General features: G+C 67.6%; 20 protein-coding genes. 7 read left to right on the top strand and 13 right to left on the bottom strand.

Translation table 11 applies throughout. From position 1 onward, the window contains the following. Positions 1 to 430 precede the first annotated feature (430 nt). The 5 genes from AC1D1W_RS07740 (at position 431) to AC1D1W_RS07720 (ending at position 4,536) form a co-directional block, all read left to right on the top strand. Positions 431 to 1,147: a DUF4397 domain-containing protein gene (locus AC1D1W_RS07740; RefSeq protein WP_243181408.1), complete on the top strand. Its 717-nt coding sequence runs from the start codon at positions 431 to 433 to the stop codon at positions 1,145 to 1,147. Positions 1,148 to 1,330: 183 nt separating this feature from the next. Continuing rightward, positions 1,331 to 1,903, top strand: coding sequence for an RNA polymerase sigma factor (locus AC1D1W_RS07735; RefSeq protein ID WP_476943360.1), 573 nt, complete (start codon positions 1,331 to 1,333; stop codon positions 1,901 to 1,903). Continuing rightward, complete coding sequence (locus AC1D1W_RS07730) at positions 1,890 to 2,744, top strand: anti-sigma factor (RefSeq protein WP_243181410.1); 855 nt, start codon at positions 1,890 to 1,892, stop codon at positions 2,742 to 2,744. The genes AC1D1W_RS07735 and AC1D1W_RS07730 overlap by 14 nt, the downstream gene beginning before the upstream one ends. Positions 2,745 to 3,773: 1,029 nt before the next feature. Beyond that, positions 3,774 to 3,941 (top strand): hypothetical protein, encoded by a 168-nt coding sequence (locus tag AC1D1W_RS07725; protein WP_476943359.1) that lies wholly within the window; start codon positions 3,774 to 3,776, stop codon positions 3,939 to 3,941. Positions 3,942 to 4,275: 334 nt separating this feature from the next. Then, complete coding sequence (locus tag AC1D1W_RS07720) at positions 4,276 to 4,536, top strand: hypothetical protein (RefSeq protein ID WP_243181412.1); 261 nt, start codon at positions 4,276 to 4,278, stop codon at positions 4,534 to 4,536. 61 nt (positions 4,537 to 4,597) lie between these two features. Here AC1D1W_RS07720 and AC1D1W_RS07715 read toward each other — a convergent pair whose 3' ends face one another. Further along, on the bottom strand, positions 4,598 to 5,104 hold the full coding sequence (locus tag AC1D1W_RS07715; protein WP_028277447.1) for a MarR family winged helix-turn-helix transcriptional regulator: 507 nt from the start codon (positions 5,102 to 5,104) through the stop codon (positions 4,598 to 4,600). A 2-nt stretch (positions 5,105 to 5,106) separates the two neighbouring features. Further along, positions 5,107 to 6,852, bottom strand: a complete 1,746-nt coding sequence (locus tag AC1D1W_RS07710; RefSeq protein WP_476943358.1) for an AMP-binding protein — start codon at positions 6,850 to 6,852, stop codon at positions 5,107 to 5,109. A gap of 363 nt (positions 6,853 to 7,215) precedes the next feature. Here AC1D1W_RS07710 and AC1D1W_RS07705 point away from each other — a divergent pair, with 363 nt between their 5' ends. Next, positions 7,216 to 8,349, top strand: a complete 1,134-nt coding sequence (locus AC1D1W_RS07705) for an acyl-CoA dehydrogenase family protein (RefSeq protein ID WP_243181414.1) — start codon at positions 7,216 to 7,218, stop codon at positions 8,347 to 8,349. Here the strand turns inward: AC1D1W_RS07705 and AC1D1W_RS07700 are convergent. The 7 genes from AC1D1W_RS07700 to AC1D1W_RS07670 are packed head-to-tail and all read right to left on the bottom strand — an operon-like array spanning position 8,346 to position 18,159. Next, the gene (locus AC1D1W_RS07700; RefSeq protein WP_243181415.1) at positions 8,346 to 10,208 is read right to left on the bottom strand and encodes a sensor domain-containing diguanylate cyclase; all 1,863 of its coding nucleotides are present in this window, start codon (positions 10,206 to 10,208) and stop codon (positions 8,346 to 8,348) included. The genes AC1D1W_RS07705 and AC1D1W_RS07700 overlap by 4 nt on opposite strands. A gap of 40 nt (positions 10,209 to 10,248) precedes the next feature. Further along, the gene (locus AC1D1W_RS07695) at positions 10,249 to 10,923 is read right to left on the bottom strand and encodes a response regulator (protein ID WP_243181416.1); all 675 of its coding nucleotides are present in this window, start codon (positions 10,921 to 10,923) and stop codon (positions 10,249 to 10,251) included. Beyond that, entirely contained in the window at positions 10,920 to 13,598 is a 2,679-nt protein-coding gene (locus AC1D1W_RS07690) for a DUF4118 domain-containing protein (protein WP_243181417.1), read from the bottom strand. Before AC1D1W_RS07690 ends, AC1D1W_RS07695 begins: the two co-directional genes overlap by 4 nt. Positions 13,599 to 13,610: 12 nt before the next feature. Continuing rightward, complete coding sequence (kdpC, locus tag AC1D1W_RS07685; protein WP_476943357.1) at positions 13,611 to 14,240, bottom strand: K(+)-transporting ATPase subunit C; 630 nt, start codon at positions 14,238 to 14,240, stop codon at positions 13,611 to 13,613. A gap of 10 nt (positions 14,241 to 14,250) precedes the next feature. Then, a complete protein-coding gene (gene kdpB / locus AC1D1W_RS07680; protein ID WP_476943356.1) occupies positions 14,251 to 16,389 on the bottom strand; it encodes a potassium-transporting ATPase subunit KdpB in 2,139 nt (712 codons plus the stop codon). Next, complete coding sequence (gene kdpA / locus AC1D1W_RS07675) at positions 16,386 to 18,053, bottom strand: potassium-transporting ATPase subunit KdpA (protein ID WP_243181420.1); 1,668 nt, start codon at positions 18,051 to 18,053, stop codon at positions 16,386 to 16,388. The genes kdpB and kdpA overlap by 4 nt, the downstream gene beginning before the upstream one ends. Before the next feature lie 7 nt (positions 18,054 to 18,060). Then, entirely contained in the window at positions 18,061 to 18,159 is a 99-nt protein-coding gene (locus tag AC1D1W_RS07670) for a potassium-transporting ATPase subunit F (RefSeq protein ID WP_476943355.1), read from the bottom strand. Positions 18,160 to 18,575: 416 nt separating this feature from the next. On the opposite strand from AC1D1W_RS07670, the gene AC1D1W_RS07665 reads away from it, so the two are divergent. Further along, positions 18,576 to 20,552, top strand: coding sequence for an APC family permease (locus AC1D1W_RS07665; protein ID WP_243181421.1), 1,977 nt, complete (start codon positions 18,576 to 18,578; stop codon positions 20,550 to 20,552). 214 nt (positions 20,553 to 20,766) lie between these two features. Here AC1D1W_RS07665 and AC1D1W_RS07660 read toward each other — a convergent pair whose 3' ends face one another. The 4 genes from AC1D1W_RS07660 to AC1D1W_RS07645 form a co-directional block, all read right to left on the bottom strand. After that, a complete protein-coding gene (locus tag AC1D1W_RS07660) occupies positions 20,767 to 20,970 on the bottom strand; it encodes a cold-shock protein (RefSeq protein ID WP_009357211.1) in 204 nt (67 codons plus the stop codon). A 147-nt stretch (positions 20,971 to 21,117) separates the two neighbouring features. Then, positions 21,118 to 22,065, bottom strand: a complete 948-nt coding sequence (locus AC1D1W_RS07655) for an alpha/beta fold hydrolase (RefSeq protein ID WP_476943354.1) — start codon at positions 22,063 to 22,065, stop codon at positions 21,118 to 21,120. An 87-nt stretch (positions 22,066 to 22,152) separates the two neighbouring features. Continuing rightward, a complete protein-coding gene (locus AC1D1W_RS07650; protein WP_476943353.1) occupies positions 22,153 to 24,945 on the bottom strand; it encodes a PEP/pyruvate-binding domain-containing protein in 2,793 nt (930 codons plus the stop codon). Positions 24,946 to 25,110: 165 nt separating this feature from the next. After that, positions 25,111 to 25,428: a hypothetical protein gene (locus AC1D1W_RS07645; RefSeq protein WP_079552423.1), complete on the bottom strand. Its 318-nt coding sequence runs from the start codon at positions 25,426 to 25,428 to the stop codon at positions 25,111 to 25,113. Positions 25,429 to 25,440: the final 12 nt, after the last annotated feature.

Genomic DNA, 25,440 nt, shown 5'->3' with positions numbered 1-25,440 from the left:
GGCAACAACGTCGAGCTCTACATCTCCTATCTCCGGCGGAAGACCAACGCCGCCGGCCCCCCAAGTTCCACACCCTGCGTGGCATCGGCTAGCTGATCAAACCGGCCCCAACTGGGCCGGATTTCGTCGCATCAAGCAACTAGAACACCGCTGGCACCGCCTCCTCCACCCAAATTCCCCCGTCCTGACGGCCCGCACCCTCCGCGCCGCGTGCGATGCAAGGTCCGATCGTAGAAGCGGACGCGGGCAGGGTGCCCCCGCGTGGTAAATCAGCCCGGTTACGCTGTGGACCGCGGAACCATACCCCTGCGCCAGGCAGCCGGTCCGTTAAAAAACTTCCATGCGGGTGCATCCGGGTACGGGCTTTGGCCGGTAGTAAGGGTGTAAGCACAACCACCGCCCCATGCGGGCACCTTATGAGGAGTTGGAAATGCGCAAGACACTTACTGCAGCCGCCGGAGCGATGACGCTGCTGGCAGCACTGACCCTGGCTGCCCCCGCCCAGGCCGGCACCTGGCACCACCACGACGAAGGCACAGCGAAACTGTCCGTCCTCCATGGCGTCCCGGGCCTGACCGTGGACGTCTGGGTCGACGGCAAGCGCGCCCTGGACAACTTCACGCCGGGGAAGGTGGCCGGGCCGTTGAACGTCCCCGACGGAGACCACAAGATTGCCATCACCGGGGCGAACGCCACCAGCGCGGCCAACCCCGTCATTGGCCCCGTCACGGTCGACCTGGAAGCAGGCCAGGACTACACCGCGGTCGCGCACCTGGCCGCCAACGGCAAACCGACGGCCACACTTTTCACCAATGACACCTCGACCAGCCCGGATGGAAAGGGCAAGCTGACCGTCCGGCACGTTGCCGCCGCCCCGGCCGTCGACGTCCTCGCCGGAAGGACCGCCGTCGTCAAAGAACTCACCAACCCGCATCAAAAGACCCTCACCCTTAAGGCCGGTACTGTCTCCGCGTCGGTCGCAGCGGCCGGAACCACGTCCCCGCTGATCGGCCCGGCCAACGTCCGGATCACCGAGGGGAAAAACACTATCGTCTACGCCTGGGGCAGCCTCGCCGCCAAGAACCTCAAAGTCGCCGTACAGGTTGTGGACTCCGCCTCGCAAGGAGACGAGTGCGACGACGAGTAGGCTCCTAGGGCTCGTGCCGCCATCACGTCCTCTTGCCCGGTGGGACCGCTTCGACTGCGGCCCCACCGGCAGGCGTGCGAAATGACGTCCCGGACCACCGCCGCCATTCGACCGTGGCGGAGCTCCCGCGTTAGCGGCATAATGTGGGTCAACAGGGCCGCTTATCGCTCAAAGGAGCGCCCGATGGAGGCTGCCGCAACGCATGACTGGGACCCCGGTCTCGATCGCGCATTTGTCGGCGGCGACGAACGCGCCCTCGCGGAGGCATACCGACGGTTTGGTCCGCTGGTCTACACGCTGGCGCTGAGATCCCTAGGAGAGCGTGCCGCTGCCGACGACGTCACCCAGGAGGTCTTCATCCGCGCTTGGAAATCACGGACCACTTACCGGCCTGAGGCGGCACGGCTGCCAGCCTGGCTGATCGGGATCACGCGCAATGCCATCTCCGACGCGTTGTCCGCCCGCGCCCGCCAGCGTCATCTCGAACAAGCGGCCACGCTCCTGGTCGTTGACCCCGCCACCCAGCCAGATGCGGGGGACGTCGACGAGGTCGCCGACCGCCTAACCCTGGACGAAGAACTGGAAAAATTAGGGGACCCACAGCAAGCAATAATGCGGCTGGCATTCTATGAAGACCTGACCCACGACCAAATCTCATCGCGCCTCAACCTGCCGCTCGGCACCGTCAAAAGCCACATCCGGCGCAGCCTCGCCCGTTTGCGCACCCGCCTGGAGGTGGAACATGGAACACCTTGACGCGGACCTTCTCAGTCTGCTGGCCCTGGGCGAGCCCGTAGGCACAGACGCCGACGCCGCCCACCTCGCCGGCTGCCCCACGTGCAGCGATACCCTGCGAGGGCTGCGGCACGCCGTGCACATTGCCACCCTCGACCCGGGAGGCGTTGAACTCGAAAAACCCGGCAGCCAGAACTGGACCGCCATCCATCAGGCCCTCGGGCTCTCCCCGGCGCTGGCGACGGATCCCCTGAACCAGCACTCCGTACCGCGCGGTGCACCTCCGGAGCGGTCGGCCATCGACCCGGCCACGGCGCAAGCGCCCCTGAACCATGGCAGCAAGACAGCGTCGGCACCGGCTCCCATTCGGCCCAGCGCCAAAAACCGGGCCGCCCGTCCCGGACTCTGGATGATGGCGGCCGCGGCCGGCATCATTCTCGGCACGGCCGCCGGATGGGTCGCCGCCGGAGTCATCGGACACACCGGCACGCCGTCCCCTTCCTCCACCCAGACGGCTCCAGCATCCATTGTCCTCGCCCAAACGTCCCTGTCCCCCCTGCCCGCGCACACCGGCAGCGGAGACGCGCGGGTGGAGCAACTCCCGGATGGAACCCGCCAACTGATGATCCGGCTCTCCAACGACCACATCACGGGATTCCGGGGAGTGTGGGTCGGTTCCGCCGACCTGACCAAAATGGTCAGCCTCGGCGTCCTCGCCAACGAATCCGGCAACTTCACCATCCCTGCCGGCATCGACCTGGCCCAGTACCCCATCGTCGACATCTCCAATCAGCCGTACAACGGGGATCCCGCCCACTCCGCCGACAGCATCGCCCGCGGAAAGCTCAACCTGAAAAACTGACCCTGCGGGGGCCGGACCGTCCGCCCCGGAAGAATCTTTACCCTGGGCTTCTCGCCGTCCCAGCGTTCAGAACCGTTGTCGGCCACTTGTAGTCTGGCCTCAGTATCTTCGAAGAGGATTCCATGCACGAACCCCTGCTGGTCCTGTCCGGCGCATCGCTCTTGGCATTGGCTGTGGCAGGCGGGTTCTAGCGGAGCGCTCCTCCTTGCGGTGGGGCCACACCAATTGGCGTCCCCGGCACCGGCAGCTAAGTCTCGCAGTGCGCGCGCTCCTGGGTTCCGTTGGCCTATACATCGTATTGGTACCCGGGACAGGGATCGATTCAACGGGAACGGGAAACAGTGTGGACCTTGGAGTTGGGATGCTGCTGTTGGCGGGGATCTGGTTCATCTTCCGGCGGGAGGTAGTCCGCTACCAGCTCTGGGTGACGCCGAGGACCGCTAACCGGGCGAATTCGGAGGCTATTCGTTGAGAAGCTACTCAACGGATTACCGATACTTCTCAGCCGCTGGATTCAGTATGGGGGAGGGCTCCGACAATCAACGGGTTGCACGCCAATGGGGACAGCCTGAGCTGCGCGGAGGGCTCCACCTGACCCCAGTGGGCACAACCCCTGCGGGCCTTGCTGCGGCTCTCCTTCAGGGTTGTGGACTGCCCCACGGCTCCGTGCGGGCAGGCCTGGCTCGCTCCGGAAAATCTGGTTGACAGTGGGAATTGGTGCTTCTAGATTTTTTAGTGTTTCTGGGTTGGTCATGCTTCACATTCATGCTGTTGCTGTTTCATTTGAGCGGCTTTGCCGCCAGGATGCAGGAGGCCACGATGACGAAGACACCACTGGAAGATTTCCTCACTGAGTGCGTCGCACCGGATCCGGACGGCGGTCTCAGCGTGGAGGAACTGTATGGCTTGTATCTGAGCTGGTGCGGGCTTGGAGGGTTTGCACCAGTTAGTGGCAGGGCGTTCAGAGCAGGTTTGCGCGCAGCCGATGTCCACATTGAATACCGTGGACGCAGGTGCCCGGGCCTGAGGATGACCGGCCCGGCCGCGTGCGATTACCTGGTCCACCGCGAACTCCCGCTCGCCGTGCTCGAGGCACCTGCCGGTCCTCAACTCATCTCACACCAGGGCCCGGAAAAGGTCACGCCGCTTCCCGGCCGGCCGGCCGCGGGAGTCCGCGGCGCCGTGCCGGCCGCCTGACGTGCGCCGGCCCGGCCCTTGATGGCACTTTGAGCGCGGTCTTGGTCGGGAGTATGAGGAAAGCCTCCGCGCGAATCCAGGGACTCAAGCGCGGAGGCTCCCGGTTCTCCAAGCTGGGGGGACTGGAGAACCACTCTAAGGGTACTAGCCGGCGTGACGTCCTGGCCGCTGGCCTCCCGGGAAGCGCGGCCTTCCAGATCACCGCCGGCGCGGGCGGCCCCCGGTCCTCCCGGCCTGCCAACCGGGAGCGGCAGCGTCCAGGAGTTTGACCTTCACGGGGTCCAGTTCATTGCGGCGGTTTTTGTACCGCTGGGTGTGGATCCACACCCCGAGGGTGTGCTCACGCTCTGAGTCACAGTCCTCATGGCGGGGCCAGTCGTATGCCGTTCTGGCGTTATTCGACGAGGCTGTCGCCTGGCTGGCGGATGACGAGACCAAGCGCTTGGGTGTGCCGCTCCTGCGGGTTGACTGCTATGGGGGAGGCCAGGGCGACCTGGTCCGCTTCTACGAATCCGCCGGCTACCGGCGCACCGAAACGATCAAGGTCAAGGAATGGCCCGGGCAGATCCTCGAACGCCGGTTCGTCTCAAGCTGACGCCGGGCAGGCAGAAGGAATACCGCCGAAGGAACGCTCCCGATCGCCCGGCACCCGGGCGTCAGCCGCTGAAATCACCGGCGTTCCGGCGGAATGTGCCCAGGATCCGGATCAGCTGGTCCACGTCCTGGTCCGCGAAGCCGGACTGGCCAAAGACCTCGGAGTTCAGCACCGCCGTCGCCCGTTTGGCCAGGGTGCGGCCTTCCGGGGTGAGCTCGATCAGGGTGGTGCGGCCGTCCGTGGGGTGCGGCGAGCGGATCACCAGCCCGGCCTCCTGGAGCCGGTCCACAGCGTTGGTCACGGAGGTGGGATGGACCTGCAGCAGCGCGCTCGCCTTGTTCATGGGCAGCGCCCCGCTGCGGGCGAAGCTGAGCAACGCGAGCAGCTCGTACCGGGCAAACGTGAGCCCGAACGGCTTGAGCACCGCCTCGATCCGGCCGAGCAGGATCTGCTGGGTCCGCATGATGGCGGTGATGGCGGCCATCGGGGCGGCGACGTCGGACCAGCCGTGGCGCTCCCAGTTCAGCCGGGCGTCGGCAATCGGATCTCGCGGCAGCGGTGTTCCCATGTTCAGCCCTGCCCCTTGAGCCCGGGGAAATCGGAGTCGGAGTACTCGATGCCGAGGCCTTCCGGGACGGGCCCGCCGCCGTGGCGCACTTCCTCGCTGTGCCGCAGCTCCACGCGCCTGATCTTGCCGGAGATCGTCTTGGGGAGCTCGGCAAACTCCAGCCGGCGGATCCTTTTGAACGGCGCCAGGTGCTCCCGGCAGTACCGCAGGATGTCTTCGGCCAGCTCGGGGCCCGGCTGGTGGCCAGCGGCCAGGACCACAAACGCCTTCGGCACTGACAGCTTGAGCGGGTCAGGGGAGGGGACGACGGCGGCCTCCGCCACTGCGGGGTGCTCAATCAGCACGCTCTCCAGTTCGAACGGGGACAGCCGGTAGTCGGAGGACTTGAAGACGTCGTCGCCGCGGCCCACATACGTGATGATGCCGCGCTCATCCCGGCTCGCCATGTCCCCCGTGTGGTAGTAGCCGTCACGGAAAGCCTCCGCCGTCTTGTCCGGGTCGCCGTAGTACGCCTTCATGAGCCCCACGGGGCGGGGGTCGAGGCGCAGGCAGAGCTCGCCGTCGTCGGCCTCCTCACCCGTGGCGGGGTCCACAAGCACGACGTCGTAGCCGGGCAGCGGCTTGCCCATGGCGCCGATCTTGATCGGCTGGCCCGGCGTGTTCGCGATCTGCACGGTGGATTCGGTTTGGCCGAAGCCGTCCCGGATGGTTTGCCCCCATGCGCGGTGGACCTGGTCGATCACCTCGGCGTTGAGCGGTTCGCCGGCGGACACCACCTTGGTGGGCGGATTCTTGAGCAGTGTGAGATCGGCCTGGATCAGCATCCGCCAGACCGTCGGCGGGGCGCAGAAGCTGGTCACGGATTCGCGGTCCATCTGCTCCATGAGCGCCCTGGCGTCGAAGCGTTCGTAGTTATAAATGAACACGCACGCCTCGGCGATCCAGGGGGTGAACACATTGGACCAGGCATGCTTGGCCCAGCCCGGCGAGGCCACGTTGAGGTGCACGTCGCCCGGTTCCATACCGATCCAGAACATCGTGGACAGATGTCCCACCGGGTAGGAGGTGTGCGTGTGTTCGACGAGTTTGGCCTTGGACGTGGTGCCCGAGGTGAAGTACAGCAGGAGCGTCTCGTCGGCCGGGGTGGGGGCGTCCGGGGTGAAATCCGCACCGGCCGCGGCAGCATCTGCCCCGTAGTACTGCAGGGCATTGGCCTGGGCAGCGGCGGGGTCCCCGGCGCCGGCGCCAACTTCAATCAGCTTGTACTGGCCGGCGACGTCGGCGAACTTCGCGATGTTGGCACTGCCGACGGCGGCCCAGGCCGCACCGCCGCGTTCCACCCGGTCCTGGAGGTCGGCCGGTCCCATCAGTGTGGTGGTGGGAATCATGACGATCCCCAGCTTGATGCCGGCCAGCATCAGTTCCCAGAGCTCCACCTGGTTGCCGAGCATGATGATCATCCGGTCCCCGCGCCGCACACCTGCCCCGCGCAGCCAGTTGGCCACCTGGGACGAGCGCCGGGAGAGGTCAGCGAAGCTGCGCCGGGTCGCGGACCCGTCCTGTTCAACGATCACCAGCGCAGGCTTGTCCGCCTTGGCCGGGTCCGCGGCGAGCTGGTCGAACCAGTCCAGTGCGAAGTTGAACTCCTCAAAGCGGGGCCACTGGAATTCGTTGCGGGCGCCGTCGTAGTCCCCGCGCAGGGCAAGCAGCCGGTCTCGCGCGGCCCGGAATTCCTCAGTCACGGTCATGTTGCACCTTTCGAAGTCCTCTGGCGCTGCCGTTCCGGGCGGTCGGTGGCACGGCGCCGTTGCCTGGGATCCACCGGCCCGGCACGGTGCCTGCCTAGTGATCCCCGTCACTGTGCAATATACTAGGACATCCAAGGGTTTGGAAGGGCGACGCTGCTCTGCAGGCGTTGCATGACGAAGGGATACGTGCCCGTGCAGCCACAAGGACGTGCCAGCGGACCGTCGGCGCCAGCCGAAAACAGAGCGGAAGACAGAGCCGAAAACAGAGCCGAAGACAGAGCGGGATCAGACACAGCCGAATCCGCTACTGCGGGCGCCGCCCCCGAAGCCGCGGCGGAGCCGCCGTTTCCCGACGCCGACCTCATGTACATCGTGGACCTGCTGCCGCCGGACGAACAGCTCCGCTACCAGGAGGTCCGGGAATTCCTGCAGTCCCGGATCCGGGCCGCATCAATCGACTACTGGAACCGCGAGGAGTTTCCCTTCGGGCTCCTCGCCGAACTCGGCAAATACGGTTTAGGCGGGCTGCAGACGGACGGCACGTCCAAGCTCTTCAAGGGGCTCATGTATGTCGAGGTGGCGCGCGCCGACGTGTCCCTCTCGGCGCTCGTCGGGATCCACAACGAGCTGATCGTCGGCATGATCGACGAGCTCGGCTCGGAGGAACAGAAGGCGCGCTGGCTCCCTGGCCTCACCGCGTTCACCCAGCTCGGGGCGTTCGCCCTGACAGAGCCGGACCACGGCTCGGACATCGCCGGCGGCCTGGAAACCACCGCGCGGCTGGACGGCGATGAGTGGGTCCTCAACGGCGCCAAGCGTTGGATCGGCGCCGGCACCATCGCGGACTTCGCCCTTGTTTGGGCCCGGGACGTCGCTGACCAGCACATCAAGGGCTTCATCGTGGAGACGGACCGTCCGGGCTACACCGCAACGAAGATCGCCAACAAAATCGGCCTGCGCATCATGCAGAACGCGGACATCGTCCTCGACGAGGTCCGGATCCCGGCGGCCAACCTGCTGCCCGGCGCCACCAGCTTCTCCAAGGCCAACGAGCTCCTGCGCGATTCGCGGGCCTGGGTGGGCTGGCAGGGTGCCGGCATCCAGCTGGCCGCGTTCGACGTCGCGCGCGCCTATTCGCTGAAGCGCCGCCAGTTCGGCAAGGAACTCGCCCGCTTTCAGCTCATCCAGCAGCAGCTCGCCGAGATCCTGGGCAACGCGACCGCCTCCCTGGCCCTGATGGCCCAGCTCGCGCGCATCCAGGAAGAGGGCAAGCTCGAGATGGTCCAGGCCGCCATGGCCAAAGCGACCACCACGCGGCTGGCGCGTGCCTCGGTGGCGATGGGACGGTCCCTCATGGGCGGCAACGGCATCAGCAGCGACTATGAGATGGGCAAGCTCTTCGGCGACGCCGAGATTCTCTATACCTATGAGGGCAGCTACGAAATCAATTCACTGATCGTGGCGCGGGCCGTGACGGGAAAGTCCGCTTTCGTCTAGGCTCCGAGTGTGCCAGCGCCGTCCCGCGCCTGGCCGTTCCGTGCCTGCCCGTTCTGTGCCGGGCTGTTCCGTGCCTGCCCGGCCGGGGCAGGCTGAACCGCCGGGCTGGCGTGGCCGTAGCGGGACGTGCGGTTGCGGCCGCCGTTCTTGGCCTCGTACAGGGCCCGGTCCGCGCAGTCCAGGAGCGAGCCGGCCGCGGCGTCACTGTGCTCGCAGACTCCGGCAGAGATCGTCAGGAAACCCACTTCCCCGAACGGTTCGGACGCGATGGCCTTGCGGGCGCGTTCGGCGGCGCGCAGGGCCTCGGCGCCGTCCGTCGCCGGGAGCAGCCAAACGAACTCCTCGCCGCCGAACCGGGCCACGATCTCCTCGGCGCGGGCGACCGCCCGGAGCCTGGCCGCGACCTCCGCCAGGACCACGTCGCCCGTCAGGTGGCCGTGGGTGTCGTTGACCCTCTTGAAGTGGTCGATATCCAGGACGACGGCACTCAGGCTTGTCCCGCGGCTCAGGGCCAGCTCAACATGCTCGGCGAGGTGCCGTTCCAGGGCCCGCCGGTTGGGCAAGCCACTGAGGGCATCGGTAGTGGCCTGCTGTTCGAGGTCGGTCCGGGCCTCCGTGTTGCCGATGGCGATCTCGACGAGCTCCGCGAACTGGGCCAGCCGCTCCATCATCGCCTCCGTAACCCCGGTGCGCGACTTCGACGTCAGGCTCACGGCGCCCCACAGGCTGCCGCCGACCCGGATCGGCGCCGCCGCCGCGGACTGGAAGCCGCCGGCGCGCATCTGCTCCGCTGCCGGTCCACCTTCCGCCCGGTAGCGAACCAGGGCCGGCTTGCCGGTCACGGCCACCCGGACAGTGGCCGACTCGTCCGTCGGGGCGAAGATCTGCCGCCGGCTCAGCGTCGGCGGCAGCGTCGGCGCCATGGCGACGATTTCCGCCGACGACGCGCCCGTGAAACGGACGACGGCGGCGGAATCGACGTTGAACAGGTCGCGGACAATCGCGGCGACCCGCTCAGAGATGGCAGCGGGGGCCGCGTTGCGGGCAACTTCGGTGGCTATCTCGTGCAAAGCCTCCCAAACCTTTTGTTGCTGCAGGCGCTCGGTGATATCAACCGCCACCACCATGCCGGCCGCGGCCTCGTCGTCGGAGTAGACCGGCCCGGCGTTCAGCCGGTAGGTGCGGTGGCCGATCTGCCGGCTCCAGGACACCTCGCGGCCGGCGAGGGCCGCGAGATAGCGCGGCTCGAGCTCGCTGGCGAGATTGCCCTTGAGCACGTCCTGGATGCGCTGGCCTTCGAGCTCTTCCCTGCGGTAGCCGAAGGTCTCCAGCTCCTGGCCTTCGGCGATCAGGTAGCGCAGCTCGGCGTCGAAGAGGAGGACGAAGACGCCGGGGACGCTCCGCGCCAGGGCGCGGTACCGGTCCATGTCCCGCTGCCGGCGCCGGTCGGCCAGGACACGCTCGGTGATGTCCGTGACCAAGACGAAGAAGCCCTGCACCGCGCCGTCCTGGGTATCGGGGGTGTAGGTCACCTCGGTGAAGCGGGACTGGCCCGCGGCATCCACCAGGGTCCGGTCGAACTGCTGCCGCTTCCCGGCGAGCGCCCCCTCGATGTGCGGCAGGTTGGCCTTCAGGACGGTCTCGCCGAGCACGTCCCGGACATGCATGCCGTGAAGCTGCTGGGGTGCGAAACCGAACCACTCGCAGTAGGCGTCGTTGGCCAGGCGGTTGCGGAGTCCCGTGTCCCAATAGCCCACGAGTGCCGGGATTCCGTTCAGGACAGCCCGCAGCTGCGCCGGAATCTCAGGCAGTGGCGACGGACCGGCATCGTCCCTGTTCAGCGGGCTGCGATTAGTCATTGCCCCAGTATCCATTGCAGGCGGCGGCATCGGAAAACCATCAGGGCATGAACCTGTAGCCGATGCCGGCCTCGGTGAGCAGATGGCGCGGGCTGGCGGTATCCGGCTCCAGCTTGCGCCGCAGCTGCGCCATGTAAACCCGGAGGTAGTTGGTCTCCTTGGCGTAGGCCGGACCCCAGACCCTGGAGAGCAGCTGCTGCTGGGTGATGAGCTTTTCCGGATTGCGGACCAGAACCTCCAGAATCTTCCATTCCGTGGGGGTCAGCCGGACGTCCGCGCCGTCCCTGGTCACCCGGTGCTTGGCCAAGTCCACGGTGAAGGCATCGGTCCTGACCACTGTTTCGCGCTCCGGTTCGACGCTGCGGCGCAGCAGCGCCCGGAGCCGGGCCAGGAGCTCGTCGAGGCCGAACGGTTTGGTGATGTAGTCATCCGCGCCGGCGTCGAGAGCCTCGACTTTGTCTTCGGAGCCGTGCCTGGCGGAGAGCACCAGGACCGGCGCGCTGCTGAACCCGCGCAGCTCCTTGAGGACACGGGTCCCGTCAATGTCAGGCAGGCCGAGGTCCAGGATGATGAGTGAGAGCGGGTTCTGGGTGGCGGCCAGCAGCGCCGAGGTCCCGTCCACGGCGGTGGTGACGGTGTAGCCGTGGGCCTGCAGGGTGATGCGCAGGGCCCGCAACAGGTGCGGGTCGTCGTCGACGACCAGGACGGCCGTCATGCGGTGTCCGGTCCGGACGTAAGGGGCAGCGCATGACCGCGGCGCGCCACCAGCGACCGGGGCTCGAACGGGGCCTGGGCGCGGTGCCCGTCATATGGGGTTCCCGTGGACAACGGAAGCCGGATAATCATCGTCAGCCCTCCGCCCGGTGTGGCTTCTGCGGTCAGGCTGCCACCCATGGCATCCGTGAACCCCTTCGCCACCGCAAGCCCGAGCCCGATCCCGGTGGTTTGCGGGGTGTCGTCGAGCCGCTGGAAGGGCCGGAACATTTCCAGGACGCTCTCCGCCGGGATTCCCCGGCCGTGATCGATGACCCGAAGCTCCCCGGCAGGGCGCCCTTCGAGAGTCGCAGGGCTGAGGCCGCCAGCCGCCCCAACAAGGACGATGTCCGAATCTGGAGCGTATTTCACGGCATTCTCGACGATGTTCGCAATCACCCGTTCCAGCATGCCGGGGTCGGCGTCGACCTCCGGCATGTTCGGAGGCAGGTCCACGCGCACCCGGCCCGCGGTGACGGCGCTCAGGGAACCCGGTATGACCTCGTACCACCGCACGGGTTTGAGCAGGGGATTGACGGCATCCGAGGTGATCCGGGACATGTCCAGCAGATTGCCCACCAGCGCGTCCAACCGGTCCGAACACTCCTCGATCGTTGCCAGCAGTTCGTGTTCCTCTTCCTTGGTGTAATGGACGTCGTCGTGGCGCAGCCCGCCGACGGCAAGCTTGATCCCGGCCAAGGGGGTGCGCAAGTCGTGGGAGACTGCGCGGAGGATGGAGGTCCGCATCGTGTTGCTTTCGGCCAATCGCAGCATCTCCCGCCGGCTGGTCACCAACTGCTGGCGTTCCAGCTGGGCCGCCAGATGAACACCGAACGCGCCGAGGAGACGTCGGTCGCTGGCCGGCAGAATCCGTCCGAAGAGCACCAGGCGCGTGGAAGCGTCGATTTCTTCGACGTTGTCGCCGGTGGCATCGTCCCCTGGCGCGCCGGCGGGCAGGGCCGGAATTTCTCCCACGGCGGCCTGAAGTTGCCATCGCCGGTCTGGTCCTGCGCCGCTGTCGCCGTCCGCGAGGCCGTAGCCAAGGCTGAAAACAGCAGCACCGCGCACCTGGAAGACGCTCAGGGCTTGCTCCAGCAATGCCTGAACCGTGTCATCCGAGCCGACGGCACTGCGCGTCAGGTCACCGAGCGTCGTGGCTTCGGCGCGGGCCCGCGCGGCCTCTTTGGAGCGGCGGGCCGATAGGTCCACCACAACGGCAACGGCGGCTGAGACGCCCACAAACACCAGCAGGGCCAGGAAGTTCTGGGGATCGCTGATGGTGAGGTTGCCCAACGGCGGGGTTGAAAAGTAGTTCACCAGAAGGCTGCTCCACAGTGCGGCCAGGATGGCCGGCCACAATCCGCCGATCAGCGCCACCGCCACTGAACCGGTGAGCTGGACCAGCATGGCCGCGGCCACGTTCCGCTCCGGGTTCAGGAGCGACAGCAAGAGTTGCAGGACCACCGGGAGCAGCACCGCAAAGCCGAACCCGACGGCGACCCGGACCCGGCCCAAGTCGCGCTGCCGTGACGGGCGGGTTCCGCGGCCGCCGAGGGGGTGGGAGACCATATGGACATCGATGTCGCCTGAATCGCGGACTACCCGGGTGCCTACTCCGCCGCCGAGGAGGTTTCCGATCAGCCCGGCGATCTTCTTGTGCCGGGAGATGCCAACGACGATTTGGGTCGCGTTGACGCTGCGGGCGAAGTCCAGCAGGGCGGCGGCCGGATCCTCCCCGGTCACGATGTGGTAGCTGCCGCCCAGGTCCAGGATGAGATGGCGCTGGGCCTCAAGCGCCTGGGGGGATTCGCCGGCAACGCCGTCAGCGGCACGGACGTGGACCGCCAGCAGGTCCCCGCCGTTGACCCGGTTGAGGATGCGGGCCCCCCGGCGGATCAGGACTTCCCCTTCCGGGCCGCCGGTCAGCCCGACGACGATCCGCTCCCGGGCTGGCCAGCTTTCATCGATGCCCTGTTCGGCCCGGTACTTGGCGAGGCCCTCGTCCACCCGGTCGGCCAGCCACAGCAAGGCAAGTTCGCGCAGCGCCGTGAGGTTGCCCAGCCGGAAGTAGTTCGAGAGGGCCGCGTCGATCTTGTCGGCCGCGTAGATCTTGCCGTCGCCCAGGCGCTGGCGGAGCAGCTCGGGGGAGATGTCCACGAGGTGGATCTGATCCGCTCGGCGGACAACGTCGTCCGGCACCGTCTCCGCCTGGCGGACGTCGGTGATGGCGCTGACGACGTCCCCCAAGGACGCCAGATGCTGGATGTTGACCGTGGAGAGAACATTGATGCCGGCGTCGAGGAGCACGGCAACGTCCTGCCAACGCTTGGGATTCCGGCTGCCCGGGACATTGGAATGGGCGTATTCGTCCACAACCGCGGCCCCTGGCGCCCGGACCAGGACCGCGTCAAGATCCATCTCCTCAAACTCCGTGTCCCGGTAGGGCAGCCTCCTGGGCGGGATGACTTCGAGTCCCTCCAGCAGCGCCCGCGTCTCGCTGCGGCCGTGGTCCATGGCGAACGCGACGACGACGTCCTCGCCGCGCTTGCCGAGCCGGTGGGCTTCTTCGAGCATCTCGTAGGTCTTGCCCACACCCGGCGCGGCGCCCAGGAAGATCCGCAGCGTTCCACGTGCCATGCCGTCATTCTCTCACTTGGATTGTGCCGGCTGCGACGGCCGTGCGGCCGCCGCCACGGCGAGGTTGAGGGCAGTCACGTTGACCGACGGCTGGCCGAGAAACGCGACTAACCCACTGCTGGTGTGCTGCTCCACCAGGGAGGCAACGGCGTCGGCGCCCAGGCCGTTCGCTGCCGCCACCCGCGCCGTCTGAACCCTGGCGTACTCGGGTGAAATGTCCGGGTCCAGTCCGGAACCGCTGGCGGTCACGGCGTCGGCGGGCACCGTTGCCGGATCCACGCCTTCAGCCGCGGCGACGGCGGACCGGTTGGCGGTCACGGCCTCGAGCAGTTTCGAATCGTTGGGGCCCAGGTTGGACGGCGAGGACGACGCCGGATCCCACTTCGCAGCTGAAGGGCGGGCGTGGAACCAGCGGGGGTCCTGGACACCGGAATCGTTGGCCGCGGCCTGGACAATCAGGGCGGACGCGGCCGGGGCGCCGGCGCTGTCTTTGAGGATGGAGCCGTTGGCCTGGTACGGGGCGATCAGTTGTCCGGTTCCGAAGACGGCGAGCGGGTACGCAAGGCCGAGGACCAGGGTGGCGAAGAGCAAGAACCGAAGGGCCGTGCCTGCCTGCCGGAGGTAGCCAGCGAGAGTGTTCATAGGGATTTTCCTAGCCGATTCCTGGGATGAGGGAGATCAACAGGTCGATGATCTTGATGCCGATGAAGGGTGCAATCAGGCCGCCGAGCCCGTAGATCAGCAGGTTCCGGGCCAGTGCCTGGTTGGCGGAGACGGCACGGTATTTGACCCCCCGAAGCGCGAGCGGAACCAACGCGATGATGATCAGGGCGTTGAAGATCACCGCGGACAGGATGGCTGAAGACGGGGTGGCCAGGCCCATGATGTTCAGCAGCCCTAGCCCCGGGAAGGCGGCGGCAAAAAGGGCCGGGACGATCGCGAAGTACTTGGCGACGTCGTTGGCGACCGAGAAGGTGGTCAGGGCGCCGCGGGTGATGAGCAGTTGCTTGCCGATGCCGACGATGTTGATGAGTTTGGTGGGGTCGGAGTCGAGGTCCACCATGTTGGCAGCGTCCTTCGCGGCGGGGGTTCCGGAGTTCATGGCGACGCCCACGTCCGCGGCGGCCAGCGCCGGGGCGTCGTTGGTGCCGTCCCCGGTCATGGCCACGAGCCGGCCTGCGGCCTGCTCCTTCTTGATGACCGCGAGCTTGTCCTCCGGGGTTGCTTCGGCCAGAAAGTCATCGACGCCGGCCTCGGCGGCGATCACCTTGGCGGTGATGGGGTTGTCGCCGGTGATCATGACGGTCCGGATGCCCATTTGCCGCAGTTCGGCGAAGCGGGCATGCATGCCGGGTTTGACGACGTCGGCGAGGTGGATGGTTCCAAGGACGTCGGCGCTGCCGTCCTTGCCCACCTGGGCGACCAGGAGAGGTGTGCCGCCCTGGGCCGAGATTTCCGTGACCCGGTGCTCGACCTCCGCCGGGGAGTGCCCGCCGTACTCGGCAACGAAGGCCGCAACCGTGGAGGCGGCGCCCTTGCGGATCTGCCGGCCGTCAAGGTCCAACCCGCTCATGCGCGTGCTGGCGCTGAAGGGGACGACGGCAAAATCGCTGGCGCTGTGTTCAAGGGTGGTCAGATCGGCCCCGGTCACGCCCTTGTCCGCGGCGAGGTCCACGATGGAGCGCCCCTCGGGGGTTTCGTCGGCCAGGCTGCAGACCCGGGCCGCTTCGATGAGTTGGGTCCGGTCCACATGATCGGCGGGGAAGAAATTGACGGCGCGGCGGTTGCCGTAGGTGATGGTTCCGGTCTTGTCCAGCAGCAGGGTGGTGATGTCTCCGGCGGTTTCCACGGCACGGCCGGAGGTGGCGAGCACGTTGTGCTGGACCAGCCGGTCCATGCCGGCGATGCCAATGGCCGGGACAAGGGCCCCGATGGTGGTGGGGATCAGACAGACCAGCAGTGCGACCAGCACGATCGGGGACGGCGTGGCGCCGGCGAGGGCGGCGAACGGTGCCAGTGACATGGTGACGGCCAGGAAGACGATGGTCAGGGACACCAGCAGTACGTGGAGCGCGATTTCGTTGGGAGTCTTCTGCCGCACGGCGCCCTCGACAAGCCTGATCATCCGGTCGATGAAGGTTTGGCCCGGCTCTGCGGTGATGCGGATGACGATCCGGTCCGAGAGGACCTTCGTGCCGCCGGTGACGGAGGACCGGTCTCCGCCGGATTCGCGGATGACCGGGGCTGATTCGCCCGTGATGGTGGATTCGTCGACGCTGGCCAGGCCTTCGATGATTTCGCCGTCCGAGGGAATGACGTCCCCGGCCTCGCAAACCACGACGTCTCCGCGCCGCAACTCCGTCCCCGGCAGGTCCCGGGTGGCGCCGCCGGGCTGCCGGAGCCGGGCCTGGACGCCCTTGCGGCTGGCGCGCAGGCTGTCGGCCTGGGCCTTGCCCCGGCCCTCGGCGATGGATTCGGACAGGGTGCCGAAGAGGACGGTGAGCCACAGCCAGGCCGTCACGGCGATGCCGAACACGGACGGCCGGTACACCGAGATCGCGGTGCACAGGCCGGCCCCGACCAGCACGATGAACATGACCGGGGAATGGATCATCTGCCGCGGGGAGAGTTTCCTGACCGCGAGGGGCAGGGCGGCTATGACGGACGTGAGTGTCAGTTTTGCCGGGGCTTTGGTGTGGTGCTTGTGCTCGCCGGGGGTGCCAAGGGGGTTTCCGTCGGCGTAGGTCAGGGCTTCGGTGTCCGTGGCTAACGCCGTGTGGGACCGGGTCATTTGAGGAGTCCTTCTGCGAGGGGGCCCAGGGCAAGGGCCGGGAAGTAGCTCAGGGCGGTCAGGATTACCGTCACGCCGAGCAGCAGCGAGCCGAACAGCGGGCCGTGGGTGGGGACGGTGCCGGCGGACGTGGGAACCTTGCCCTGACGGGCGAGGAAGCCGGCCAGGGCGATCACCAGGACGATCGGGAGAAAGCGGCCCAGCAGCATCGCCAGGCCCATCATGACCGAAAGGTATGGGCCCGACGTGGTGATGCCGCCGAACGCGGAGCCGTTGTTGTTGGCCCCGGAGGTGAAGGCGTAAAGCGCTTCGCTGAACTGGTGCGGGCCGGTGGCTGGGGCGTTGGCCATGGCGTCCGGCAGCAGGACGGTGATGCCGGCGAGGGCCAGCACCAGGCTCGGGGTGACGAGGATGTACATGGCGGCGAGTTTCATTTCCGTCGGTCCGATCTTCTTGCCCAGGTACTCCGGGGTGCGCCCGACCATGAGGCCGGCGATGAAGACGGAAATGATGGACAGGATCAGCAGGCCGTAGAGCCCGGACCCGGTTCCGCCGGGGGCGACTTCGCCGAGCATCATGTTCACCATGGCCACTCCGCCGGCCAGCGGCGGCAGGGAATCGTGGGCGGTGTTGACGGCGCCGGTGGAGGTCAGGGTGGTGGACGTCGCGAAGATCGCGCTGGGCACGGGGCCGAAGCGCTGTTCGAAGCCTTCGCCGAGGCCACCGGCGGCGGCCGTCGCGGTTCCCTGGCCGGCAGCGACGGCCCAGCCCATCAGCGAAATCGAAGCCAGCCACAGGGTGCCCATCACGGCGACGACCGTGTAGCCCTGCCGCTGGTCGCCCACCATCCGGCCGAAGGCATACGGGAGGGCGGAGGGGATGAGCAGGAGCAGGAACACCTCAAAGAGGCTGATGAAGGCGTTGGGGTTTTCAAACGGGTGGGCGGAGTTCGCGTTAAAGTAGCCGCCGCCGTTGGTCCCGAGCTCCTTGATGGCTTCCTGGGAGGCGACGGGGCCGCCGGGAATGCTCTGCGAAAGGCCCGTGGCCTGGTTGGTGACCTCGGTGGACCAGAAATTCTGCACCACTCCGCCGAGGACCATCACCACTGCCGCGACGAACGCCAGCGGCAGCAGGACCCGGAACGTCGTCCGGGTCAGGTCCACCCAGAAGTTGCCCAGCCGCTGTGTCCGTGTGCGGGCAATGCCCCGGATCAGGGCGACGGCGACCACGATGCCGACGGCGGCGGAGAGGAAGTTCTGCACCGCCAGCAGACACATCTGCACGAAGATGCCTACCGTGGTCTCGGGGACGTAGGTCTGCCAGTTCGTGTTGGTCACAAAGGAAATAGCGGTGTTCATGGCCACCCACGGGTCGACGCCGGGCAGCGAACCGCTGCCGGGCAGGACGCCCTGCAGCCGTTGGAGGCCGAACACGGCCAGGATCGAGACGGCCGAGAACGCTAGAACGCTGCGCAGGTAGACCGGCCAGGTCTGCTCGGTGCCGGCGTCGACCCCGGCCAGCCGGTAGAAGAGGCGCTCGGCCCGGGCTGACGTCGTGCCCTCGAAAACCCGGGCCAGGTAGATGCCCAGAGGCTTGTGCATGGCCGCCAGGACAATGAGTAGCGCCGCCACCTGGACAGCAAAGGACGCAGGGTTGAAGGTCATGATCCGTTCACCACTTTTCCGGATGGATCAGGACGGCCAGCAGGTAGCCGAAGAGGCACAGCCCTGCCAGCAACAGAACGAGCCACATCGCCGCATCGGCGCTCACTTGCCACCCTCCGGCCGGTCATCGGCACTGCCGACCATCCCGGCCAGGACGTGGCCGATCCACATTACGAATCCCATCGACAGCATCAGGATTCCGATCACAGCCAAATCAGCCATTGGGCATTCCTTTCCTCGGTGTCCCCGTTGGGAGACAGCTCCAGTCAAACCCCGTCGCCGGCCCGAACCGGCGGTTTTAACGCTTCCTTGATGGTTGCGGCCTGGATCTTGATGCCGCATTAGCGGTGGCGGGTCCGGCGAGGCCGGCGACGCGCGGGAACCCGGACGGGCACCCGAAGCGCCGGTTTGAGGGCCGCGTTAAGGAACCATCAGGATTGTTCGCCGGACGGTAGCGGCGGCCTCCGGGGCTGGTAGCGTCTCGGACGGAAGCGGCGCGGTGTGCCGCGTGGAAAGGACATCATGACCACCCTCAGCCGGCCCCCGGCAGACCCCTCCGCGCCGCGGCCCGGCGCCGGGGAACACTTCAGGAACTGGCTGCTGTTCGGCCTCCAAGACGCCAAGGGAATCCACCAGGGGCCCGGGGCCGTGAGCGACAGCCACCTGAAAAAGCACTCGTGGTGGCAGGTCATGTGCCTGACCGGCGTGGACTACTTCTCCACCCTGGGCTACCAGCCCGCCATCGCCGCGCTCGCGGCCGGCGTGATTTCGCCGCTGGCCACCCTGGTCCTGGTGGCCGTGACCTTGCTGGGCGCACTGCCCGTGTACCGCCGGGTGGCCGGTGAAAGTCCGCGCGGTGAAGGGTCCATCGCCATGCTGGAGCGGCTGCTGCCACGTTGGGGCGGGAAACTCCTGGTCCTGGTGTTGCTGGGGTTCGCGGCTACCGATTTCATGATCACCATGACGCTTTCTGCCGCGGACGCGACCGCGCACGCGCTCGAGAACCCGTTCGCCCCCGCCTGGATGCAGGGCCAGAACGTCGCGGTCACGCTGTTCCTGCTGGCTCTGCTCGCCGCGGTGTTCCTGCGCGGTTTCAAGGAGGCGATCGGCGTCGCCGTCGTCCTGGTGGGCATTTACCTCGGGCTGAACGTCGTCGTGGTCATCACAACGATCATCGAGGTCCTGCAGCACCCGGTGGCGGTCGATAACTGGTGGCTGGCCCTGACCACCCAGCACGGGAGCCCGCTGATGGTGGTGGGCATCGCGCTGCTCGTGTTCCCCAAGCTGGCCCTGGGCCTGTCCGGCTTCGAGACCGGCGTCGCCGTGATGCCGCAGATCCGCGGCCACGCCACGGACACCGAGGAGAACCCTCAGGGCCGGATCAAGGGTGCGCGCCGGCTGCTGACGACGGCGGCCCTGATCATGAGCGCGTTCCTCGTCACCACGAGCTTCACCACAGTGGTCCTGATCCCGGCGCAGGAGTTCCAGCCCGGCGGGCAGGCGAACGGCCGCGCCCTGGCTTATCTGGCGCACGAATACCTGGGAAACGGATTCGGCACCGTCTACGATCTGAGCACCATCGCCATCCTGTGGTTCGCCGGCGCCTCCGCCATGGCCGGGCTGCTGAACCTCGTGCCGCGCTATCTGCCCCGGTACGGCATGGCTCCGGAATGGGCCCGGGCGGTCAGGCCGCTGGTTTTGGTGTTCACCCTTGTGGGGTTCCTGATCACCTGGCTGTTCGACGCCGACGTCGACGCCCAGGGCGGCGCTTACGCCACCGGTGTCCTGGTTTTGATGACGTCGGCGGCGATTGCCGTGACGCTGTCCGCACGAAGCCACCGGCAGCGCAAGCGCAGCATCGGCTTCGGCATCATCGCCGTCGTGTTCATCTACACCACGGTGGCCAACATCTTCGAGCGGCCCGAAGGCATCCGGATCGCCGCGTTCTTTATCATCGGGATCATCGTGATCTCCCTGCTCTCGCGCATCCGGCGCTCGTTCGAGCTCCATGCCACGCATGTGCGGATGGACACCCCGGCCCTGGAATTCCTGGCCGCCAATGAATCCGGACCCATCGCGATCATCGCCCATGAGCCGCTGCGGCTCACTGCCCAGGCGTACCTGGACAAGCTCACGTCCGCGATCGAGGTCAGCCACCTCCCGCTGGACTCCCAGGCGCTGTTCCTCGAAGTCGTGGTGGACGACTCCTCGGACTTCGAGACCGCGCTCGAGGTCCGCGGGGTCAGCCGGCACGGGTACCAGATCCTGGAGGTCCACGGGCCTGTTGTTCCGAACACGATCGCCTCCGTGCTGCTGCACATCCGCGACGTCACCGGGCTGATGCCGCACATCTACTTCCGCTGGACGGAGGGAAACCCGTTCACCAACCTCCTGCGGTTCCTGGCTTTCGGCGAAGGCGAGATCGCCCCGGTGACGCGCGAAGTGTTGCGCGAGGCCGAGCCGGACGTCACCCGGCGTCCGTGGGTCCACGTCGGCTGACACCACGCCCGGCGGCAGGGGGGGGGCGGCCACCAACGCCTCGAACACCAACGCCTCGAACACAAGCGCCTCGGCCACCAACGCCTCGAACACAAGCGCCTCGAACACCAACGCCTCGAACACAAGCGCCCCTCCGGAGGAATCCTCCGGAGGGGCGTTTGTGGTCTTCGGGGAAAGTGTCCCGGCCAGGCGGCCGGGGCTTTTTCCGGAGTACTTAGAGCGGGCGGATGTTCTCAGCCTGCGGGCCCTTCGGGCCCTGCGTGACGTCGAATTCAACCTTCTGGTTCTCGTCCAGCGAGCGGTAGCCGCTGGTAGCGATTGCCGAGTAGTGGGCGAAAACGTCGGCCGACCCGTCATCCGGGGCAATGAAGCCAAAACCCTTTTCGGCGTTGAACCATTTAACTGTGCCTGTAGCCATGCCTTTATCCTTCTGAAATGCTGCTGATCTCCGGCGGCCAAAAGGCCAACGGCTGCGGAGACATTCGTCCGCTGTCCCCAACGTACGGTGCGACGGGCCGCGGTGCAAGGGTCTGACGGGGGTCTTCGTCTCGGCCGGCCGCTTTCGTCAGGCCGAGACGGTGGCGTCGAAGAGCGCAATCAGGTCCCGGCTGATCTGGTACGGCGAGGTCTCGGACGGGCTGTGGCCCGCGCGGTAGACCGAAATCCGCGCACCGATCGACTGCGCGAAGCTCCGGTGCAACGCCAGCGGCCAGAGGTCGTGTTCGCCGACTGCGACAAGCTTTGGCAGCGTCGCGGCCGCCAGCACCCGCCGCAGATCCGGGGTGTGCTTCATAAGGCCGATGATGTCGACCACCGAGGCGCGGCGCGTGAACGCGAACCGGCTCCTGACGAACCGCAGCCGCTGCGGCGCCACCCGGGCAATATTGCTGCGGATGCCCCAAATCATTATTGCGGTGCCGACCTTGGAGGTGACCCAACAGCTGACCCAGCCTGCCAGGCGCACGTAGCGGAGGCTCTGTCCCGGCTCCGGCGGGCAGCTGATGAGGGTCAGGCTGCGGAACTTTTCTGGCCGCTGGACGAACGCCAGTTGGGCAACCAGCGCCGCGAAGGAATACCCCACGACGTGCACGGCGCCTTGATCGGTGTCCAGCATGGCCAGGAGGTCGTCGCGGAACAGCTCGTAGTCGTAGCAGTTCCGGGGCGGAACGAGGTTTTCGGGCCCGGCCTGGGCGGATTCATACTGCCCGGCGATGTCGCAGCTGAGGACGAAGTAGCCGGCCGCGGCGAGCTCGGGCAGCATGAGGATGAAGTCTTCCTTGGAGCCGGTTGCGCCCGGGATTAGCAGGACGCGCGGCTTCCCGGGGTCTCCGGCAGCGATCGTCGCCAAGGTCCCGCTCGGTGCCTCGAACTGACCGCGCATCACGCCTGCCGGAAGGACGGCCCAGTCGAAGTCGGGCAACGCGGCGTCCCGGCGGGCGGCATCGTCCACCAGCCCCGAACCAAAGCCCTCGGGAACCGGGCCGCCCTGTGCGTTAATGCCGGCAGACGCCATCTATCTAACATAGCCCCCTGCCGGCGGCGTGGCGGAGGTCCCGTTGCAATTCGACGGCCCGGCGCCGGCCGGTCCGGAGGTTCACGCTCAGCCAGCCAGGCTGCCGGCGGCCGTGGCGGGGGAGAGCGGGGAATCCACCTGCCGCACCGTTCCGGCCGATCCGTCCACGGTCACGGTCTCACCGGTCCGCAAACGGGTGGTCGCGTCCGGCACGCCCACCACCGCCGGGATGCCGTATTCGCGGGCCACCACGGCGCCGTGCGAGATCACCCCGCCCATTTCCATCACCAGGGCGCCGGCCGTCATGAACAGCGGCGTCCAGCCGGGGTCGGTGGAGGGCGCCACGAGGATTTCCCCGGGCTCGAGGTGCGCGCCCACCGGATCCAGGATGACCCGGACCATTCCGGTGGCGGTGCCGGCCGACGCCGGTGTCCCGGCGAGGGCGCCGGAAGCGGGGGACTTGGCCATCACGGCCGCCTCCACATCCGTGCCGTCGGAGAGCAGGAGCCGGGGAATCCGGCGCCGGCGCAGTTCGACGTCGTAGATCCGGTGGCGGCCCGCGACGATGCCCTTGAGATCGGCACCCCGCAAACCCACACGGACCTCGTCGAATTCCAGGAAATACACGTCGTCCGCGGCGGCGATCGCACCGGACCGGGCCAGCTCGATGCCGATCGCGTTGAGCTGGCGGTGCATTTCCGCGAGGGCGAGGATGATGTAGAACTTGGGCAGTTCGCGCAGTCCGGACAGCTGGCGGGTCCGGCGCAGGCAGAATTCCACCAGCTGGGCACGGATCCGGCTCCGGACCCTGGTCCGCTCCACCAGGCTGCGGATCCTGGCCTCGGCATGTTCCTCGGCGCGGGCGAACTGCCGGTCGGGCGCTTGCTCGGGGTCGGCCACATGAAGGTAGTTCGAGATCATCCCGAGGATATGGTCCGGCTTCTCCGACCACCGCGGCATGCCAAGGTCGATCTCCGCCACGGCGCGGTGGCCGTAGCGGTCCAGGAACCCGTGCAGGCCGGTCTGTGCCACTGCGGGCAGCGAGCCGGCCTTGTACAGGGCGGCCAGTTCCCTTGGCCCGTGGGCCAGGAACACCTCCCGGGACGCGGCGTTCGCGCCGACGGTGACGGCCAGTTGCCAGAGTTCGAGGTCCATCTCAGTGGTGACATTGTTGGGCAGACCCCGCAACACGGCCTCGAGTTCCCGCGGTGCCGCGATGCCGCGCAGCAGCCTGCGCGCCCCGGCCAGCATGAGGTAACCAACGGACGGTCCGGGCAGCGTCGCCAGGATCAGTCCGTCCACGGTGTTCTCCAGGATGCGCTGGGCGTGATCGAGCCGGCCAAAAGTGGTGGCCGGTTCCGGCAGGACAAGTTCGGATTGAAGGCGATCTCCGTAATCGAAGGCGCGGCGCAGTTCGGCGGACGGCCGCACCGCGGCCCGCAGAAGGGACGGAAGCAGCCGGACCGTCAGGCCCAGGCCGGCCATGGTTCCGGGATCGCGCCCTGCGCTATTGCCCGCTGCGCCGCTGCCGGTCCCCGGCCGCCGGGGGGCCAGCCTGCCCGCCGCGCCGTGCCGTGGCCGCCGGGACGGCCGTTTGCGCACTCCGAACCGCGGGTCATCCAGGAGTGCCGGAAAAACCGCGCCGGACCTGCCGTCCGCCAGCGGAAGCATCCGCAGCAGGTAGCGGCGGCCGTACCTGTTGCGCACCATGGGCGTCACGTCCACATACATCCGCAATCCCGGGTTGACGTACCGCCACGGCCCGTTGCGGTTCCGCATTGAGCCCAGCACGGAGAGCCCCATGGGGGTCAGGGGCCTGGTCAGGCCCTGGAGCAAGGTGCCGCACAGGTAGACGTGGGGGTCGACGTCGGCCCCTGCCTCCGCGCCCAGCGGTTCGGCGGCCGCAGGCTCCGGCAGCGGATACAACGTGGTGATGGGCCGCGACTGGGTCACCCAGATCCTGCCCGCGGCGTCGATCACCCATTCCACATCCTGGGGTGCCCCGAACAGCCCCTGGACGGTATCGCCGAGGGCCGTGAGTTCGCGGATCCGGGCGTCGTCCAGGCTCGGCCGCCGCCGGACTGACGTCCCCTTCGGTGAACGGAGGAGGATGCGTCCCGTGGCCGTATCCACGACGAAATGGTCCGGGTTGACGCTGCCGGAGACCACCGCCTGGCCGGGCCCGGCGCTCGCATCGATGACCGTTTCGGTCCGGGTGCCCGTCACGGGATTGGCGGTGAAGAGCACGCCGGCGCTGGTGGCGGTGATGAGGTCCTGGACGACGACGGCGAGGCCCACCTCACGGTGGCTGATCCCGTTGGCGGCGCGGTAGGCCACGGCCCGTTCGGTCCAGAGTGAGGCCCAGCAGCGCCGGACCGACTCGACCACGGCGTCGGCTCCGGAGATGTTCAGGAAGGAATCCTGCTGGCCGGCGAAGCTGGCGAAGGGCAGGTCCTCGGCGGTGGCGGAGGATCTGACCGCCACTGTGGCCCGGCTGCCGAGCGCGGCATACGCGCCGCGAAGCGCGGCATCGACGTCGGCGGGAATCGGCGCGGTCACGATCATTTCCCGCGCCTGCCGGGCCAGTTCACCCAGATCCGGTCCGGGCCGGGCCAACCCGGGGCGGCCTGGCTGGCGGGAGTCGCCGTCGCCTATGTCGCCTATTTCGCCGTTGTCGCCGTTGTTCGACGGGTGGGGCTGCGCGGCGTCCAGCCGGGCCGCCAGCGCGTCCAGTTCGGCCGGGGCCGCCTTTCGGTAGGCAACCGTGGTGAGGCAGAATCCGCGGGGTACACGGAACCCGGCGGCCGTGAGCTTGCCGAGGTTCAGGGCCTTTCCGCCCACGAGCGGCAGGGGAGCGGAACCCAGTGCGCTGAGATCCATGACGAGACTTTCCGGTGCCCTGCCATCTGCAGAACCCATTTCCTGCTCCCACGTCCTGTCCGCGTCTTCAAGCCATGTGTTCACGCCACGTATTCAAGCCGCGGGCGGCCTCCGGGTCCTGAGTCCGGCGGCGCGGCGGCCCCTCTGCCAAGCGAGCCTGCCGGCCTACTGGCCGGCGTCGGCCTCGCCGGTGTCTTCCCACATAAGATCCAGGTTGCGGAAGACCGGAGGGCCGTCGCACAGGGCGGCCATCTGCGCGGCGAATTCGGAGGTCTCGGGCCGGTTGGAGTTCTCCATGGCCGACTCGTAGGAGTCGAACTCCACGATCGTGAGATAGGTTCCGGGGCGGTCGCGGTCTGCGGTGGCCATGATGCGGCGGAAGGTCGGGGCAGTGGTTCCCTCCGTTCTGGAGGGCCGGCCGAGTTGCTCGATCTCCTCAATGCGGGAGGTCTGAAATTCGATGATCTGCACGAACCTGGCCATGACGGCTCCCTT

Source organism: Arthrobacter sp. P1_B4, from assembly GCF_056406555.1.
The sequence above is the reverse complement of the archived record's forward strand: the minus strand, read 5'-3'. Positions and strand labels throughout refer to the sequence as shown.

Bases quoted from the DNA above. Each gene is read 5' to 3' on its own strand.
- AC1D1W_RS07740 (WP_243181408.1), top strand. From the start codon at position 431: ATGCGCAAGACACTTACTGCAGCCGCCGGAGCGATGACGCTGCTGGCA.
- AC1D1W_RS07735 (WP_476943360.1), top strand. From the start codon at position 1,331: ATGGAGGCTGCCGCAACGCATGACTGGGACCCCGGTCTCGATCGCGCA.
- AC1D1W_RS07730 (WP_243181410.1), top strand. From the start codon at position 1,890: ATGGAACACCTTGACGCGGACCTTCTCAGTCTGCTGGCCCTGGGCGAG.
- AC1D1W_RS07725 (WP_476943359.1), top strand. From the start codon at position 3,774: ATGACCGGCCCGGCCGCGTGCGATTACCTGGTCCACCGCGAACTCCCG.
- AC1D1W_RS07715 (WP_028277447.1), bottom strand. From the start codon at position 5,104: ATGGGAACACCGCTGCCGCGAGATCCGATTGCCGACGCCCGGCTGAAC.
- AC1D1W_RS07710 (WP_476943358.1), bottom strand. From the start codon at position 6,852: ATGACCGTGACTGAGGAATTCCGGGCCGCGCGAGACCGGCTGCTTGCC.
- AC1D1W_RS07705 (WP_243181414.1), top strand. From the start codon at position 7,216: ATGTACATCGTGGACCTGCTGCCGCCGGACGAACAGCTCCGCTACCAG.
- AC1D1W_RS07700 (WP_243181415.1), bottom strand. From the start codon at position 10,208: ATGACTAATCGCAGCCCGCTGAACAGGGACGATGCCGGTCCGTCGCCA.
- AC1D1W_RS07695 (WP_243181416.1), bottom strand. From the start codon at position 10,923: ATGACGGCCGTCCTGGTCGTCGACGACGACCCGCACCTGTTGCGGGCC.
- AC1D1W_RS07690 (WP_243181417.1), bottom strand. From the start codon at position 13,598: ATGGCACGTGGAACGCTGCGGATCTTCCTGGGCGCCGCGCCGGGTGTG.
- kdpC (WP_476943357.1), bottom strand. From the start codon at position 14,240: ATGAACACTCTCGCTGGCTACCTCCGGCAGGCAGGCACGGCCCTTCGG.
- kdpB (WP_476943356.1), bottom strand. From the start codon at position 16,389: ATGACCCGGTCCCACACGGCGTTAGCCACGGACACCGAAGCCCTGACC.
- kdpA (WP_243181420.1), bottom strand. From the start codon at position 18,053: ATGACCTTCAACCCTGCGTCCTTTGCTGTCCAGGTGGCGGCGCTACTC.
- AC1D1W_RS07665 (WP_243181421.1), top strand. From the start codon at position 18,576: ATGACCACCCTCAGCCGGCCCCCGGCAGACCCCTCCGCGCCGCGGCCC.
- AC1D1W_RS07660 (WP_009357211.1), bottom strand. From the start codon at position 20,970: ATGGCTACAGGCACAGTTAAATGGTTCAACGCCGAAAAGGGTTTTGGC.
- AC1D1W_RS07655 (WP_476943354.1), bottom strand. From the start codon at position 22,065: ATGGCGTCTGCCGGCATTAACGCACAGGGCGGCCCGGTTCCCGAGGGC.
- AC1D1W_RS07650 (WP_476943353.1), bottom strand. From the start codon at position 24,945: ATGGATCTCAGCGCACTGGGTTCCGCTCCCCTGCCGCTCGTGGGCGGA.
- AC1D1W_RS07645 (WP_079552423.1), bottom strand. From the start codon at position 25,428: ATGGCCAGGTTCGTGCAGATCATCGAATTTCAGACCTCCCGCATTGAG.